Raw genomic sequence first — 14,377 nt, 5'->3', positions numbered from 1 at the left:
GCCGACCAGGGTCGATTCGCGTGCGCGTTCTGGCGATCGCGCTTGTCCCATGTATCGCCTTGCTGGTCACTGGTGGAACGTTAGTCGGTCTGCGGCTTTATGACGGTGTTTCGGCGCGGGATTGGTCGAGGAGCTTGAGTATCCAGGTCGATCCTTTTCTCGGTTACGTCGCCGCGGTGCAGTCCGAGCGAACCGAAAGTCTTCGGGCCGTCAGCGACTCTCGAGTACCGACAGACCTACAGGCAACTCGGGATGGAACCGACGCGGCCGTGCGGAAGCTCAGTGACATCGCGCGAGCGCTGAGTAAGCTCAATCCCGAAGTGGCGGCCAAGCCTGACTCCGCCTTCCGTTTATTGGTCGCGCGAGTACCAGCGGTCCGCCGTGCGGTGGATACCCAGCAAGCTGAGGCCGCTGAGATCGACGAGTTCTACACCCAACTCGCCGGCGTGATCGCGCTCGGATTCAACAGCTCTGCTCGTAGCTCACCGGACCCGCAGGTAGTTGCCGAGGAAATCGTTGTGGGCGAGCTGATACAGATAACTGATCTGCATGCTCGCGCGATCGGTCGCGTCGTGGGAACGTTGGCGGGCGGGGGCATCCTCAACTCATCAGACCGGCTGACGTATACCCGGTTGGTTGGTGCATTCCACAGTCGGCTCGAGGCGGCGGTATCGCAACTGACCGTAGCTGAACAGAAAAAATACGGGAAACTCATCGCGAGTACAGAATGGCAGTCGGTAATTGCCGCCGAGGGCAGGCTGGGAGAAACCGGAAAGCTTCCGCTACCGCTGGGGGAGTGGCTGGATGCTCAGGAAAAAGTGAGTGCCGAGTTGCGCGGCCTGTGTAGTGATCACTTTCGCCACGCTGAGCGATCAGCAATCGACGCCGCCGACGCGCTATTGGCCCGAGCAATCGCTGCCTGTATTGCCGTACTCCTGGCCGGTGTTGTCTCGTTCGTCACCGCCATTCGACTTGCGCGTACGATGATCCGACGGTTGCGGTCGTTGCGTGCCAAAACACTGGAGCTGGCGGACCAAACGCTGCCCTCGATTGTGGAACGACTGCGTGCCGGTGAGCATGTCGACGTTGACGCGGAGTTGATGATTGCGGACGATGGCATCGACGAGATCGGGCAGGTCGCCGAGGCGTTCAACACGGCTCAGCGGACCGCGGTGACCGCGGCTGAGGCCGAAGCGAGGACGCGGGGCGGGGTAAACCGCGTCTTTCTCGATATTGCGCGCCGTAGCCAGGTCGTCATCCATCAGCAGCTCAGTGTGCTCGATGCGGCAGAGGCCAAGCAGAACGATCCCGAGCATCTCGAGCTGCTGTTTCAGCTCGATCACCTGACCACTCGCGCCCGCCGCAACGCTGAGAACCTGTTGATCCTCGGTGGCAGCCAACCCGGCCGGAAGTGGCGTAAACCTGTGTCGCTCGAGGAGATCGTGCGTAGCGCGATCTCGGAAACCAGAGATTTCACCCGGGTGAGCGCGGTGCGATTGCCAAAGGTGTACATCCTAGGCGCTGCAGTCGCCGACCTAGTCCACCTATTGGCGGAGCTGATAGACAATGCCGCCACGTTCTCACCGCCGGATTCGCCCGTTTCGGTAAGAGGAAACCTCGTGGGAAAGGGAGTCGTGGTCGAAGTCGAGGATCAAGGCCTTGGCATCCGTTTCGAGGAACGCGAGCGCCTCAATGAGGTCCTGCGCGAGCCACCCGACTTCCAGGAAATGGCGCTGGTGGGGCACCGGAATCTGGGTTTGTTCGTGATCGGCCAGCTGGCTCAGCGGCACAGTATCGCGGTGAACCTTCTGGAGTCGGCGTACGGCGGCATCAAGGCTATCGCGCTGGTACCCGCCAAATTGCTCGACCATGTCGAGTGGGCCGATCCGATGACTGGCGAAGTCACTCCGGCCGACATCCGTTCCGGTGGTCGGCATCATTGGCCAGTGGCCGGTCCACAGTTCGTCTCCGATCCGGTCCCGGGAATCGCGAGTCAGGATCGCCTTCAGTTGCCGCCGTGGCCGCCAGCGAAGCCGCCTGCCGGAACACAAGCGATCAATTCAGTTCCGGCAGTGAATTCTTCGACTTCGATGAACGGCCGTAAGAAAGCGCCGCTACCTCGGCGGCAGCGCCAGACCCATCTCGCGCCACAACTGCAGCTGGAGAAATCCGAACCGGCAAAAACAATGACGTCGACCCGGTCGACGCGGCGACGAAATCCGGACGAAGCGCGAAGCGCGATGGCTTCGTTCCAACGGGGAACACGTGAGGGGCGTGACTCGGATGTCAGGCCCATGGATTAAAAACGGATGGTCGAGAAATGAATGATCGCAAAGGACTCACTGCTACCGGTCATGGGCTGGACTGGTTGCTCGACGACCTGGTCGGCCGATTGGCGGGAGCAGAGAAAGCGGTGGTGCTGTCTGCCGACGGACTGGCGATCGCGCGCTCGAAGGCATTGACGAGGGAGGACTCCGAACATCTTGCCGCGATGGCATCAGCGTTGAGCAGTTTGGCGCGCGGTGTAGGCAACCAGTTCGACAAGGGACTTGTGCAACAGACTGTTGTCGAACTCGAATTCGGCTATCTGGTGGTCACCGAAGCCGGTGCCGGTGCCTGTTTGGCGTTGCTGACCGCGGAGCGCGCCGATCTCGGCTTGGTGGCGTACGAGATGAATGTGATTGTTCAGCAGGTCGGGGACAGCCTGTCCACGACTCCGCGGGAATCGACAGGACCTTCACCTGCCCATTACACACCATGACGCACGACGAAGACTCCTGGTTCGAGGAAGACCCCGGGCCTTTGGTCCGGCCTTTCGCTGTAACCCGAGGACGGGCCGGGCGGGATCTACACAACCTCGACATCATCACATTGGTCGTCGCGATCCGGTCGGCGGATGAGGCGGCGACATTGGATAGAGAATACGGAGAGATTTTGCGGATTTGTCAAGGTCGGCCCCTGACGATCGCCGAGATTGCGGCCGGACTGCACTTACTGCTGGCCACGGTCAAGGTTCTCGTCAGCGATCTGATCAGCTCGGGTCATCTCATTTTCAGCTCCCCGACTCCCTTGCTCGACCGTCCCGACGTTCGATTGCTCCAGGCGGTGCTCGATGGCGTTCGCAATATCTGACGGTCTCGGCGCACCCGAGCTTCACGAAATACAGGCAGTCAAACTGCTGATCGCCGGAGGATTCGGCGTTGGTAAGACGACGTTGGTCAGTTCAGTCAGTGAAATTCCGCCGCTGCGCACAGAAGAGCGACTGTCAGACATCGGCTCGACCGTGGACGACCTGGCGGGTATCGAGTCCAAGATGACGACCACGGTCGCGCTCGACTTCGGCAGGATCACGCTCGATGCGAATATCGTCCTGTACTTATTCGGTACGCCGGGGCAAAACCGGTTCTGGTTCATGTGGCGAGAGTTGTCGGTCGGCGTGCTCGGAGCGGTTGTGCTGGCAGATACTCGGCGGATGCAGGACTGTTTTGCAGCGGTGGACTTCTTCGAGTCTCGTAACATCCCCTTCGTCGTCGCGGTGAACTGCTTCGATGGAGCGGACCTCTACGACGAGGACGAGGTGCGCGGTGCGCTGGACATGGCCCCTGACGTGCCGGTGCAGTTCTGCGACGTCAGGAACCGGGACTCTGCCAAGCGCGTGTTAGTCCGTCTACTCGAGTATCTGATGACTGTCGCGACAGCGGACATCGTCGCTGATCAGTAGCCACACAGCGATGCACGGCCGGGTATGGGCGCGTCGGCTGCGCGGGTACTGATCACTCACGTTGGCCGATGAGCCTTTCGGGTGGTGATGTGGTTCGGCGGTGTTCGGTGTGGGGCAGTATGAGTGCGGGGGGCGGCGATGGCGCTGGGCGAATGACTGTGGCGACCAGGCTCATTGCAGCGCGACTGCGGTGCTGATGCAGGCGAATGCGATGACCGCGATGGTGGACCGCAGATGATGTCCGGGTAGCCATCGGGCACGCCACGCGCCGAGCAGGTCGCTCTCGGTGCAGGACATGATGTCCGTCTGAACGGGTACGAGAAATGCCAGCGATCCAACGGCTATGGCCAGCATGATCGCTGCGGTCGCGAAGGCCAGGATCCGGGGAGCGGAATCCACGGTGACCGCGTAGCAGGCGGACGTGAGGGCCGCGAGAATCTCGAGCAGGGGTTGCACGCGGTCGACTCTGGGCACGATGCTGGTGAAGCTGTTGCGAAACACCAGAGTGTCCTGACTTCCCCAGATCGGTGCGCAGCCCAATGACACCGCGGCGGCGATTCCGGTGAACAGTCCGGTCGCGATCAAGGAGATACAGGCAAGCACGGTGTGCATGGGAGTTCCTCTGTGGGCGTCGGCCAGAGGAAAGTCAGCCTGGCAGATGCTCCCGTTTGTTCGGCGGAGGTGGACGAGCCCCGGGATTTGTGACCGGTGGGGCCCGTCATCGTTGTTCGCGCACTCAGGGGGCTTTGTGGGCTCCGGTCATGAGCGCGGCCAGATCTTCCGGGTGCAGGAAGGACGGTGGGGGCGGCGGACCCCAATCGAACAAACCCTTTGCGCCTTCGAGGGTTTCGGGGCTCCACAGTTGGTCGTCGACGATGCAGTCCATATCGGAGTAGTACTCGCTGAAATTGCCTGCGGGATCTTTGAGGTACCAGAAGAAATTGGAGCCTGCGTGGTGACGCCCCAACCCCCAGACGTGGCGTTCCGGGTTGTCCTCGAGCATCGCGAATGCTCCGCGGCCGACCTCGTCGATGTCCTCCACCTGCCAGGAGGTGTGGTGCAGAAAGCACACCGGGGCGGCCAGGACCAGGACATTGTGGTGGTCGGTGGAGCAACGGAGGAACGCGCCGTGGTCCTTGATGTAGTCGCTCGCCTTGAAACCGAGTCCCTCGACGAAGAATCGCATGGTGGTTTCCAGGTCGGTGGTGCCCAGGACGGCGTGCCCTAGTTTGCGGGGCCGGACCCGGTCGGTGCGATCGATGAAGGCGGCTCGTTTTCCGGTTCTCTCGACACGGCCGGGACCGTTGTAGGGAGTGGGCGGTGTAGGAGGCTGGATGATGCGCGGAGTGACACTCATATTGATCTGCGAGCCGGTGATCGGCTCGGTCGCGCGAAGTACGTTGGGGTGCAAGTAAACCGGTATGCCGAGGCGTCCCAGGCGGGCGGCGGTGGCGTCGAGGTCGTCGGTGTCGTCCGCGGCGATGCCGAGCTCGACCAGGCGGCGATGGGCCGAGTGTGTGATCTCGAGCTGGTCGCCGCCGTCCTGGGTCGCGAACCAGCCGTCACCGCGGGGCGTCAAACCGAAATCGGTGTAGTAGGCCTCGGTTTCGGCCGGATTGGGGACACCGATGGTGACGTGCGAAAGGCCGTGCAGTGCCATGATCTACTCCTCGGACTCGGCCACGAAGGTCTGGTGCAGTCCACCGATGCCCTCGATCCAGCTGTCCAGACGTTCACCGGGCTGAATGAACCGCTTGGGATCGCGGCCGACGCCGACGCCGGCGGGGGTGCCGGTGAAGATTATGTCGCCCGGGTAGAGGGTGGTGGTGTGCGACAGCTTGGAGATGAGCTTGGGCACAGAGAAGATCAGTTCGCGGGTGCGGCCCTTCTGCATCTGCTCGCCGTCGAGGGTGCAGCCCAGTTCGAGGTCGTCGCGATTGCCGAGTTCATCGGTGGTGACCAGCCACGGACCCATCGGCGCGAAACCTGGGAACGACTTGCCGAGGCTGAATTGGGGTGCGGGACCGGCCAACTGGGAGGAACGTTCAGAGATGTCTTGTCCGGCGGTGAGCCCGGCGACGCAATCCCAGGCGTCGGCTTCGCCGACCTTTGCCGCGGTGCGGCCGATGACCGCCACCAACTCCACTTCCCAGTCGACGGCTCCGCCGGTCGGGATGACGACCTCGGTGTCGGGGCCGCTGAAGCTACTGACGAACTTGGTGAAGACCGGCGGGATCTGGGTCGGGGATTCGAAACCGGATTCCGCGGCGTGCGCGCTGTAGTTCAGGCCGATCGCGAAGGTTTGGCGGGGTGTGGGGGACGGAGCGCCGAGCGCGCGCCGATCGATCTCGACACCGTCGGTGTCCGAATGTTCCGCTGCATCGGCCCAGGCCCGGAACGCATCCCAGTTCTCGTAGATCCGGGACAGTCCGGGTCCGAATCGGCCTTCGCTCGCGGTCGCGATATCGATGGCGCGCTGTCCGTTAACGAGAACCGCCCGCCCGCCGAGGTTTGCGATACGCACGTCAATTGCTCCTTGTCTGTGTGGCCAGATCGGCCGATGGATGAACCTGTGCCCGGAGGTGCCGGGAATATTGGGAGATGAGGCCGTCGACGGCTTGTGTGTCGTGCACGGCGCCAAAGATGTAGTGATCGGCGCGTACCAATGCCGCGGTCGCACCGAATCGCGCGAACCAGGAATGCCATTCGTCGTCGGCATCGATCAGCGTGGTGGCCGTGGCGACCGGCGGGACCGCGCTCGATGCGGGTGTGAACGGCGCGAGGACGATCAACCGAACCCCGAGGTCGCTGAGTTCGGCGCGGGCTTGCTCGCCGAGGGTTTCGGGCAGCTGTGCGTCAGTGGTGAGTAACATGGCGATGTTCGGGCCGACCAGGTCGTCGAGAAGTGCTGTCCTACCGTCGAGTTCGGCCCGGAACTGGGGCGACAAGCTGCCACGCAGTTCGGGGAGGTCGATTCCCGTCGCCACCACGCCGGGCCCGAGCACCGGCTGAGCCGAAATCGGGAGCACCACAGCAGGATCGGCATCGCCCGCGATCATGCGAGCATCGCGTTGCGCGGCGGCTTCTTCGTCGAGCACACAGATGACCTTGCCCAGCTCGACCGACATGGCGATCGCGTGCTGGATGTGGGTGAGTCGCTCGCTGGTGTAGGTGTCCAGCAGCGCCGGATCCGATTGCCCGCGTAGTACCCGATCAAGTTTCCAGCTGAGGTTGGCCGCGTCACGGATACCCGAGCACATACCCTGACCGGCGAACGGCGGCATATTGTGCGCGGCATCGCCGACGAGGAAGAGTCGGCCTTCGTTCCAGTGGTCGGCCCATCGGGCCTGGAAGGTGTAGACCGCATGCCGTTCCAGGACAGTGTTCTCGGGGGTGCGGCCCCAGGGCTCCATCAGTCGCCATGCGGTGTCGCTGCGGTTGAGGTCATCGAGCGATTCACCCGGTAGCCGCATGAACTCCCAGCGGCGCCGCCCCGGTCCGCCGGAGACGATCGTGGTCGGCCGGACGGGATCGCAGAGTTGCCAGTTCTGCGGCGACCACACCAGGTCGTCCTGCGGAATGGTATCTACGATCAGCCAGTCGAAGTAGAATCCGAGGTCCTTCATCGATGTCGACATCTGTTCGCGGACAAAGCTGTTGGCTCCGTCGGCGCCGATCACATACCGAGCGCGGGTTTGTACGGTGGCACCGTCCTCACCGGTGTGGGTGAGCACGACGTCCTGGTCGGGTTCGGCGACGAGGCGTATCACTTCGCGGCCGCGCCGCACCGTTACCTGCGGCATGGTGGCGACCGCGTCGCCGAGCACTTGCTCGAGTTCGGGCTGGGAGAAGAAGTTCGCCACCGGCCACCCGGATGGGCCGAGCCCGGACCAGTCGATCCGCACCAGTGAATCGCCGTTGCGGTTGCGCCATTCATAGTGATCGGGAACCGGCGCGGAAATGGCCTCGATCTCGCCGCGCAGGCCCATGGCCTGGAACACCCGTCCGATTTCATGGTCGAAATGCACCGCGCGTGGCAGCGGGTACAGCGCGGGCCAGCGCTCCAGCACGATCACCGAATGACCTGCCAGGCCCAGCATGCGGGCGACCGCCAGCCCGACCGGACCGGCACCGACCACCGCTACGTCGTATATCGGCTCCTGCACGAAAACTCCCTTATCCGAAACACTTTGAGATCACAGCGCGGCGACTACCGCGGCAATGAGGAAGATGAGCGCCACGACCGCGACGCCGGTACGGGCGAAATGGAAACGCCGCCAGAACGCGCGGAGCCCTTCGGCGCCCTCGGGTGGTGTGCCCTCGGCGAGCCGGCGGAACTTCGAGTTGATCGGTTCGCCGAACAGGATCGAACCGATCATGATCACCGCCAGGCAGAGCAGCCCGAGCAGGCCGAACAGTCGCGAGTTACCCGATGACTGGGTGGAGAACAGCACCGCGCCGAGGCCGGAGAGCGATACGAAGATGGGCATCATCGGATCGACGTGTTTCAACGTGCGCCGGAAGTCGGTCGCGTATTCGACCACCGACATTCGGTCCCACACAGCGAGCCGGTCGACGGCGATGACCCAGATTCCGCCTGTGGCGAGCCCACCGAACAGCAGCATCAACATCGCGCCCGCGTGCCCGAGATTCGACATGATTCAGTACTCGTTTCTGGTGTGGCCGCTGTCCACGGCGACGTATTCGTTCGACAGGATCGATGTGCTGCGGTCGGCGTCGACGAACGGTTCGTAAGCCGCACGCACCAGGTATCCCGGATCGGTCATACCCGCGATACACTCCTCGCGGGATTCGGTAGCGTGCGGGGAGACGATCAGCATCTCGGTGTCGTAGCGGTAAGGCGTGAACGCCGCGAGCACTGGATCGTTCTGAACCCGATGCATGCTGTAGTACCGGTAGATCTTGGTGAGGTTCGGCAATGACATGACCAGCGAGCGATGCGAATCGGCGATGTGGTCCTGGCATTCCTGCCGGGTTCTCGTGTCTTTTCCGTAAACGGTCAGAATTTCCTTGAACAAATGTCGAATCACTTTCTGTGGCAGGCGATTTTGTCGCGCGCTTGAACCGCTCCGCATTTGGATGAGTGCGGAGCCGGAATGGATCGGATGCTTATCCCGCGGCGGGAACGGCTTCGGAGACGAGTCCGGACCAGCCGAGAATGTCGAGGTCGATCGGTTCGGCTACGGTGCCGCACGTGCCGCAGGTGCGGGCCTCGAGGTCGGCGCTGAAACGGGCGCAGGCGCTCGCGTAGATGGGTGCGGCTTCGGCGTCATTGTCGTGTTCCCATTCCAGACGGTGCAGTTCCTCGCCGCACGTGTGGCAGAACCAGGCCGCGGCTTCGAGTCCTGCTTCGAGCGCGACATAACGCAGCATGACGCCCTCTTCGATGGGCTCGATACGGTGCGGCGTGCCTGCTGGGACGTAGACGTTATCGCCGACCTGAGCAATGAAGTAGTTGACATTGCTGTTGCGCATACTGATTCGGGACGAGCCCGACATCTGGACGATGATGGTGTCCTTGGCGAAGATCTGATAGAACGGCTGGTCGACCCAGTTCCTCGATAGCACCAGTTGGGGGTCGACGTCGATCGGCAGGACCGCGAGATCGGCGTAATTGCCGACTGTGGCACCGGTTTTGAAGGCTGACAGCATGCGGCGGCGCGACATGTGATTATCCCTCTTCCTTCGCGGTTTTGCGCAGTGCGTGGTAGGCCGCGTTGGCGACCCGGGTTTGTTCGACCACTCGGCCCCAGCCCCACGGGTCGGCCGGGAATTCGGTGTTCACGTGCCCGCAATTGCCGCAGGTGCGACCGGCATCGGAGTTGCGGATCGCAGCGAATTCGTGGGATCCGACCATGGTGGAGAACTGCCGATAGACATCGTCGGCCTTGCCGAATCGGGTCGGATCGAAATCCGGTGCGCCTTCGGGGCCGGCATCGTATTCGTGCCGAAGCATCTCCTTCTTGCAGCTCTGGCACTTGGCGACCATGGCTTCCTTCTGCCCGGCCTCCTCGGACTGCAGTTGGGTGACCGTCACCAGCACGAACGCCTCGGGGTTCTCCTGGTCACGCAGAAAGGAATTCACGCCGTGGAACTTCTGCAGCGCCATGATCTGGCCGGTCTGCAGCATCGCGTCGTTCGAGCCGAAGATCACCGTCACCTCCGACACCGAGTTGGCGTGGAAGAAATGGCCGTGATCCTTGCCCGGTTCCCCGTACATGAGCGCGCCGCACGGCACCATCGCGCCCGCATCGTCGTACGGAAAGATCGGGACCAGTTCGGCGCCGGCTTTCGCCATCCGCTCGTACACGCTGACCTTCAACGGCTCTCGCTTGCCCGTGGGCGGCGGGATTCGCTTTCCGGCGGTCATCTCGGGGATGGCTGCCGCGGCTTCGATGGCTTGGCTCACATCATTCTCCTTCGAACTGTGCCTCCTACGTGCCCGCCGATCCAGGGGATGAGGCCGGCGGGCACGCATGGGCGAGCCGGACGCGAGGCGGTGACCGCCAGGTGCGGGGCAGGGCCCGATATGGCGTCCGGGCCGAGTGGCTGCTGCCTGCACCCGATTCTGTTGCATCATGCGGAACAGTGACCCGCGTCACGAGACAACACTAGCAAGTGTCACTACCGTCGGCAAGCGACCGTCAACACTTGCCGCAGTGGTCCGTCAGCCCTGACTCTTGTACGGCTCGAGCGTGGCGACGTGCTTACCGTCGGCGTCGAACCTGACCAACGTGCGCCACTGGATGCGCACGCGGTTGTCGTTCCACAATGCCTCGACCGGGTCGATTCGGAAGAAGACCTGACTGCCGGCGCCGCCTGTTCGCCTGAAGCTCTTGTAGATATCAGCGTCTTTGAGCCACTCGAATTGCTCGTGGCTGACCTGGATCGCCCGGTCGATCTCGGCAGGTTCGGTCACTCTAGTGGCGGTCCCGTTGACTTGGATCGCACGGAGTGCGGCCCGCCCTGCGAAGCCGTCTGCTGGAAGGTGGTCGAGGGTGTAGCTGACTCGGTTGTCGTTCAAGAGGGCGGCGTATTTACGTGTGTAGGTGAAGGTGTGCACGTAGGTGGCCAGCCCGTCGGAGGCGAAGTGCATGGTCGCAGCGAGCGGAGCGCCGTCCGGGGTGACGACTGCCAGGGCTCCGATCTCCTCGATGCGCAGTAGTTCGACGATCTCTTGCTCGACTTCGGCGGGTGTGGGTTCGTTCAGTGTCATGAGCTGAATTCCTTTGTGTCACTTGGATGTAGCGGCGATGCTTGGAGGAGCAGCACAAGAGCCCCGATTTGGATGAGCAGCACAAGGCCGAATAGATACAGCACGCCGCCGAGCCGCATATTTTCCATTCCGTCGATGACCGCGGACCAGGTGGTGGTGCCCTTTATTCCGTACGCGGTCAGGACCAGTTCCGCCAAGCCCACGAGGATGCACAGGCCGCCGAGAATTCGGCTCGACCACCGCGTCGCGAGGAGGGCCAGGATCGTCGTGATCAGCGCGAGCGCCCAGGCGATCCACCCGAAGAATGCCTGCTGCAATCCGGATGGGCTCTGGCCGGCGCCTGCGGCCATCTCCGCGAAGTTCAGACTCATCGCGGGAATCTGCATTTCGGGTTGGGCGGGAACGTACGACCAGGCCGGGCCCAATAGGGCAACCCATAGTGAGAATGCGGAGAGTAGTGCAAACCGGTAGGAGGGGCGGGCGGTGTCAGTCGGGGGCGTTGCCGTGGGGGTGGTCGTTGTTGCTGGCGTTGCGTTCATGGTCGCGTCTGCTCTCAGGTCGATCTCGGTGGGAACTGAGTCGGGTGTTCGACCAGGGTGGATGCGACACACCGCTGGCTCACCGGATATTATGTAGCGCGATGCGGAACAGGTGGCCGCATCACGAACCGTACGTTAGCAAGGGGTTGAGCCCGAGGGGGGCGAATTGAGAACAATCGAAATCCGCGTGACCGTGAAACGAGTTCGGTGACCTCCGCATGAACCTGAGGGTTCGCGAAGGTCACCGAAGTGGTTGGTCGTGCAGTGTTGTCGGCTACCCGATCCGGCCGCTGAGTTCGTTTGCGATACGGACGGCGGCGGCGGCGGTCGTCGTCACCCACTCCTCGTCGACGCGCGAACGGGGTGCTGTTACGGCGATCGATGCGCGTGCGCGCCCGGCGCGGTCGCGCACGACGGCGCCGACGGCACTGACATCGGTTTCGCTCTCGGCGTTGTTGATCGCGTAGCCCCGGTCGTGTGTCTCGGCCAGTTGGGTGATCAGGGCGGCTCTGCTGTTGAGTGCGGTGTCGGTCGGCGCCTCGAGTTTCTCGTTCGGATACAGCGCCAGTAGGTCGTCCTCGTCGAGTTCGGCCAGCAGTGCTTTGCCGCTGGCGGTCGCATGGGCGGGCAGTGTCCAGCCGATGCGGCTGCCGGTGCGCACGATCTGCTGGCTTTCGATGCTGTCGAGGAACAGCACCTCGGGTCCACGCAGGATCGCCAGGTGGACCGTCTCGTTGGTCTCGGTCCACAGCTTGGTCAGCGCACTGCGGGCCATCACCCGGATGTCCATGTTCTGCACGACGGCCAGTCCGATGTCGACCAGGGCCGGTCCTGGCTGATAAGCCCGGGAGAACTCGTCCTGTTCGACGAACTGGTGGTAGCTCAGCGTGGAGAGCATCCGGTGCACGGTCGAACGGGACAAGCCCATTTCGCGGCTGACCTCGTTGACCCGAAGCTGTTTGCTGTTCTCGAACAGTCGCAGCAGGCGAAGTACGTTGTCGACCGCTCCGATCAGGCCGGCGGGTCGCCCGTCGGATTCCTCATCGGAATTGTCCACTCGCGCAGGCTTGGTGGTGCCGCCCGGATGCTCGAGGCGATTGACATTCATGAGTTCACGGTATCCCACGGCGCTGAGCAGTATGAGCCAATTCATTTCACGATAGGGAACAGGGGCCCTCATAGAGGAACTAAGTTATTGTGATGCGACTCACATCATGGCACTATATGGAACATTGTTCCTCATTGTGAGACGTGAGGGCCTTGTGTGAAGTGGAGGTCTGATGACGTGATTGAGCGACCGGGTTGCGCTGGTCGCCGGTGCGACGAAGGGGATCGGTGAAGCGATCGCCCGGATGAACGCCCGGGAGGGCGCGAGCGTCCTGGTGGCCGGTCGCAATGCGGAACGAGGTCGGGCGGTTGGACTACCCGGAGGGCACCGTCTGTATGCGCAGTCTCGTGCGGCCCATTGCCATCCCTGGCATCCGTGTCGCATAGCCGCTGGATAAACCACTACCACCGCAGCTTTCTTGCAGTGTGACCCACAACATGTCATTATGAGGCACAGTGTTCCACATCGTGACACCAATGTAGGAGATCGATATGCCCCTCTTTCTGAGCCTTCATCAGGCACCCGGGCTGTCCGCCGAGGAAGTCGCGGGCTTCGGGCCCGAGGTAGCCAAGGGCGTGCACGCGACGTTCAAGCGGCTGGAAGCCAATACCGATACGGGGTTCATCGTGACCCTGTATGAGGGGGCCGACGCGGCGTCGGTCGAGAAGGAGTTCGAGCGGGTCGGATTCCCGTTCGACTCCATTACCGAGATCGACTTGACGCTCGATGAGGCTGGTCTGAGCGCGCTGGTCACGGAATGACAGCGGGAGTGCGGGCGACGGTTGAACCTCGGATCGAGCGGGACATCACGCTGCAGTTTCGGGCCGACTGGGGCCAGGCGAACATGACCCGCATCTGCGGGTGGCTGGCCCAGGAGATCGGCGATAGATCCGGTGTCGGTTCACGTTTCGCCACCTGGGCGGGACGCGGCGGCCGCGATCAGACCGATGCTTTGCTCGCGGGCGAGGTCGACATCACCGTCATGACCCCGGCTGCGGCCGTCCGGCTCGTCTTCGACGGATCGGGACCGATCGGGGTCGGCCCGCAGCCGAACTTGCGGGCGCTGGGCTCGATCGCTCACCGTGACCGCCTGGTCATCGCGGTCGATGCGAGCCTGCCGGTGCATACGGTGGCCGACCTCGCGAAGGTGGCCGACCAGCTGGTTATCGCGACCTGCGCGGAAGACGGGATCAACACCATCGGTATGGCCGCCCATCACGGATTGCGGCTGGCCGGGGCGGACCCGGCAACGCTGGTGGCCAATGGTGCCCGTTTCGCGTACTGGGAGCGGCCGTTCCCCGCACTCCACGCCTTCACCACCGGCCAGGCCAATGTGCTGATCAACGAAGCGATCATGATGCCGGTATGGCAGCACATCGCCAACCGGCGGCCGGTGCGCTACCTGGACTGGGGAGACGAAGTCATCGACGGCTTCGCCGAACTCGGCTGGGGCGCGGCGACTGTCGACGCCGGATACCTTCCAGGTCTTGAAAGTGATCTGCGCACATTGGATTTCGCCGATCTGGTGGTGCTGTGCCGCGACGACCTGCCCGACGACATCGCCTACCTGGCGACCTGGTGCATGCTCCAGCAGCGCAAGGCCCTCGAGGCCCAGTACATGCATATGGCCCCCGACCACACACCGGTTGGCTACCCCCTGGATCCGGCCACGATGGCGAAGACCCCGGTCCCGCTACATCCGGCCGCTCAGCGGGCATACGCCGACCTGGCGCAAGAGAAGCCCGCCACCGACGGGTTGATCTGGAGCTGAC

18 protein-coding genes are annotated in these 14,377 nt (G+C 63.1%); 7 read left to right on the top strand and 11 right to left on the bottom strand.

Features of this window, described 5'->3' with window-relative positions; genetic code table 11:
* Window positions 1–20: 20 nt before the first annotated feature.
* The 4 genes from OHA40_RS00585 (at window position 21) to OHA40_RS00570 (ending at window position 3,721) form a co-directional block, all read left to right on the top strand.
* Window positions 21–2,303 (top strand): sensor histidine kinase, encoded by a 2,283-nt coding sequence (locus OHA40_RS00585; protein ID WP_330231104.1) that lies wholly within the window; start codon window positions 21–23, stop codon window positions 2,301–2,303.
* A gap of 65 nt (window positions 2,304–2,368) precedes the next feature.
* Window positions 2,369–2,761 carry a roadblock/LC7 domain-containing protein gene (locus OHA40_RS00580; RefSeq protein WP_442943883.1) on the top strand — a complete coding sequence of 131 codons (393 nt, stop codon included), beginning with the start codon at window positions 2,369–2,371 and terminating at the stop codon, window positions 2,759–2,761.
* The gene (locus OHA40_RS00575) at window positions 2,758–3,132 is read left to right on the top strand and encodes a DUF742 domain-containing protein (protein ID WP_330231102.1); all 375 of its coding nucleotides are present in this window, start codon (window positions 2,758–2,760) and stop codon (window positions 3,130–3,132) included. The genes OHA40_RS00580 and OHA40_RS00575 overlap by 4 nt, the downstream gene beginning before the upstream one ends.
* Window positions 3,113–3,721: a GTP-binding protein gene (locus OHA40_RS00570; protein WP_330231101.1), complete on the top strand. Its 609-nt coding sequence runs from the start codon at window positions 3,113–3,115 to the stop codon at window positions 3,719–3,721. Before OHA40_RS00575 ends, OHA40_RS00570 begins: the two co-directional genes overlap by 20 nt.
* Before the next feature lie 171 nt (window positions 3,722–3,892).
* On the opposite strand, the gene OHA40_RS00565 is transcribed toward OHA40_RS00570, so the two are convergent.
* The 11 genes from OHA40_RS00565 to OHA40_RS00515 all read right to left on the bottom strand — a co-directional run bounded on the left by OHA40_RS00565 (window position 3,893) and on the right by OHA40_RS00515 (window position 12,605).
* Complete coding sequence (locus tag OHA40_RS00565; RefSeq protein WP_330231100.1) at window positions 3,893–4,333, bottom strand: hypothetical protein; 441 nt, start codon at window positions 4,331–4,333, stop codon at window positions 3,893–3,895.
* Window positions 4,334–4,457: 124 nt separating this feature from the next.
* Complete coding sequence (locus OHA40_RS00560) at window positions 4,458–5,381, bottom strand: VOC family protein (RefSeq protein ID WP_330231099.1); 924 nt, start codon at window positions 5,379–5,381, stop codon at window positions 4,458–4,460.
* 3 nt (window positions 5,382–5,384) lie between these two features.
* A complete protein-coding gene (locus tag OHA40_RS00555) occupies window positions 5,385–6,245 on the bottom strand; it encodes a fumarylacetoacetate hydrolase family protein (protein ID WP_330231098.1) in 861 nt (286 codons plus the stop codon).
* A gap of 1 nt (window position 6,246) precedes the next feature.
* A complete protein-coding gene (gene mhpA, locus OHA40_RS00550) occupies window positions 6,247–7,887 on the bottom strand; it encodes a bifunctional 3-(3-hydroxy-phenyl)propionate/3-hydroxycinnamic acid hydroxylase MhpA (protein WP_330231097.1) in 1,641 nt (546 codons plus the stop codon).
* Between the two features lie 30 nt (window positions 7,888–7,917).
* On the bottom strand, window positions 7,918–8,379 hold the full coding sequence (locus tag OHA40_RS00545; protein ID WP_330231096.1) for an anthrone oxygenase family protein: 462 nt from the start codon (window positions 8,377–8,379) through the stop codon (window positions 7,918–7,920).
* 3 nt (window positions 8,380–8,382) lie between these two features.
* The gene (locus tag OHA40_RS00540; protein WP_330231095.1) at window positions 8,383–8,760 is read right to left on the bottom strand and encodes a hypothetical protein; all 378 of its coding nucleotides are present in this window, start codon (window positions 8,758–8,760) and stop codon (window positions 8,383–8,385) included.
* 91 nt (window positions 8,761–8,851) lie between these two features.
* Window positions 8,852–9,409 (bottom strand): hypothetical protein, encoded by a 558-nt coding sequence (locus OHA40_RS00535; RefSeq protein WP_330231094.1) that lies wholly within the window; start codon window positions 9,407–9,409, stop codon window positions 8,852–8,854.
* Between the two features lie 4 nt (window positions 9,410–9,413).
* Window positions 9,414–10,151, bottom strand: coding sequence for a hypothetical protein (locus OHA40_RS00530; protein ID WP_330231093.1), 738 nt, complete (start codon window positions 10,149–10,151; stop codon window positions 9,414–9,416).
* A gap of 258 nt (window positions 10,152–10,409) precedes the next feature.
* The gene (locus OHA40_RS00525) at window positions 10,410–10,958 is read right to left on the bottom strand and encodes a pyridoxamine 5'-phosphate oxidase family protein (RefSeq protein WP_330231092.1); all 549 of its coding nucleotides are present in this window, start codon (window positions 10,956–10,958) and stop codon (window positions 10,410–10,412) included.
* Complete coding sequence (locus OHA40_RS00520; protein WP_330231091.1) at window positions 10,955–11,344, bottom strand: hypothetical protein; 390 nt, start codon at window positions 11,342–11,344, stop codon at window positions 10,955–10,957. The genes OHA40_RS00525 and OHA40_RS00520 overlap by 4 nt, the downstream gene beginning before the upstream one ends.
* A 427-nt stretch (window positions 11,345–11,771) precedes the next feature.
* Window positions 11,772–12,605 carry an IclR family transcriptional regulator gene (locus OHA40_RS00515; protein ID WP_330231090.1) on the bottom strand — a complete coding sequence of 278 codons (834 nt, stop codon included), beginning with the start codon at window positions 12,603–12,605 and terminating at the stop codon, window positions 11,772–11,774.
* Between the two features lie 181 nt (window positions 12,606–12,786).
* On the opposite strand from OHA40_RS00515, the gene OHA40_RS00510 reads away from it, so the two are divergent.
* From OHA40_RS00510 to OHA40_RS00500, 3 genes are all read left to right on the top strand, one after another.
* Window positions 12,787–13,002 (top strand): SDR family NAD(P)-dependent oxidoreductase, encoded by a 216-nt coding sequence (locus OHA40_RS00510; RefSeq protein WP_330231089.1) that lies wholly within the window; start codon window positions 12,787–12,789, stop codon window positions 13,000–13,002.
* A 94-nt stretch (window positions 13,003–13,096) separates the two neighbouring features.
* A complete protein-coding gene (locus tag OHA40_RS00505; protein WP_330231088.1) occupies window positions 13,097–13,366 on the top strand; it encodes a nickel-binding protein in 270 nt (89 codons plus the stop codon).
* 8 nt (window positions 13,367–13,374) lie between these two features.
* A complete protein-coding gene (locus OHA40_RS00500) occupies window positions 13,375–14,376 on the top strand; it encodes a TAXI family TRAP transporter solute-binding subunit (RefSeq protein WP_330231087.1) in 1,002 nt (333 codons plus the stop codon).
* The last annotated feature ends 1 nt before the right edge of the window (window position 14,377 follow it).

The organism is Nocardia sp. NBC_00508 (assembly GCF_036346875.1).
GTDB lineage: Bacteria > Actinomycetota > Actinomycetes > Mycobacteriales > Mycobacteriaceae > Nocardia.
Note: the sequence above shows the minus strand (reverse complement) of the source record. Positions and strands in the feature narration are given on the sequence as shown.

Excerpts from the sequence above, each read along its gene's own strand:
- OHA40_RS00575 (WP_330231102.1), top strand. The coding sequence starts at position 2,758 with ATGACGCACGACGAAGACTCCTGGTTCGAGGAAGACCCCGGGCCTTTG.
- OHA40_RS00570 (WP_330231101.1), top strand. The coding sequence starts at position 3,113 with ATGGCGTTCGCAATATCTGACGGTCTCGGCGCACCCGAGCTTCACGAA.
- OHA40_RS00565 (WP_330231100.1), bottom strand. The coding sequence starts at position 4,333 with ATGCACACCGTGCTTGCCTGTATCTCCTTGATCGCGACCGGACTGTTC.
- OHA40_RS00560 (WP_330231099.1), bottom strand. The coding sequence starts at position 5,381 with ATGGCACTGCACGGCCTTTCGCACGTCACCATCGGTGTCCCCAATCCG.
- OHA40_RS00545 (WP_330231096.1), bottom strand. The coding sequence starts at position 8,379 with ATGTCGAATCTCGGGCACGCGGGCGCGATGTTGATGCTGCTGTTCGGT.
- OHA40_RS00535 (WP_330231094.1), bottom strand. The coding sequence starts at position 9,409 with ATGTCGCGCCGCCGCATGCTGTCAGCCTTCAAAACCGGTGCCACAGTC.
- OHA40_RS00525 (WP_330231092.1), bottom strand. The coding sequence starts at position 10,958 with ATGACACTGAACGAACCCACACCCGCCGAAGTCGAGCAAGAGATCGTC.
- OHA40_RS00520 (WP_330231091.1), bottom strand. The coding sequence starts at position 11,344 with ATGCAGATTCCCGCGATGAGTCTGAACTTCGCGGAGATGGCCGCAGGC.
- OHA40_RS00515 (WP_330231090.1), bottom strand. The coding sequence starts at position 12,605 with ATGAATGTCAATCGCCTCGAGCATCCGGGCGGCACCACCAAGCCTGCG.
- OHA40_RS00505 (WP_330231088.1), top strand. The coding sequence starts at position 13,097 with ATGCCCCTCTTTCTGAGCCTTCATCAGGCACCCGGGCTGTCCGCCGAG.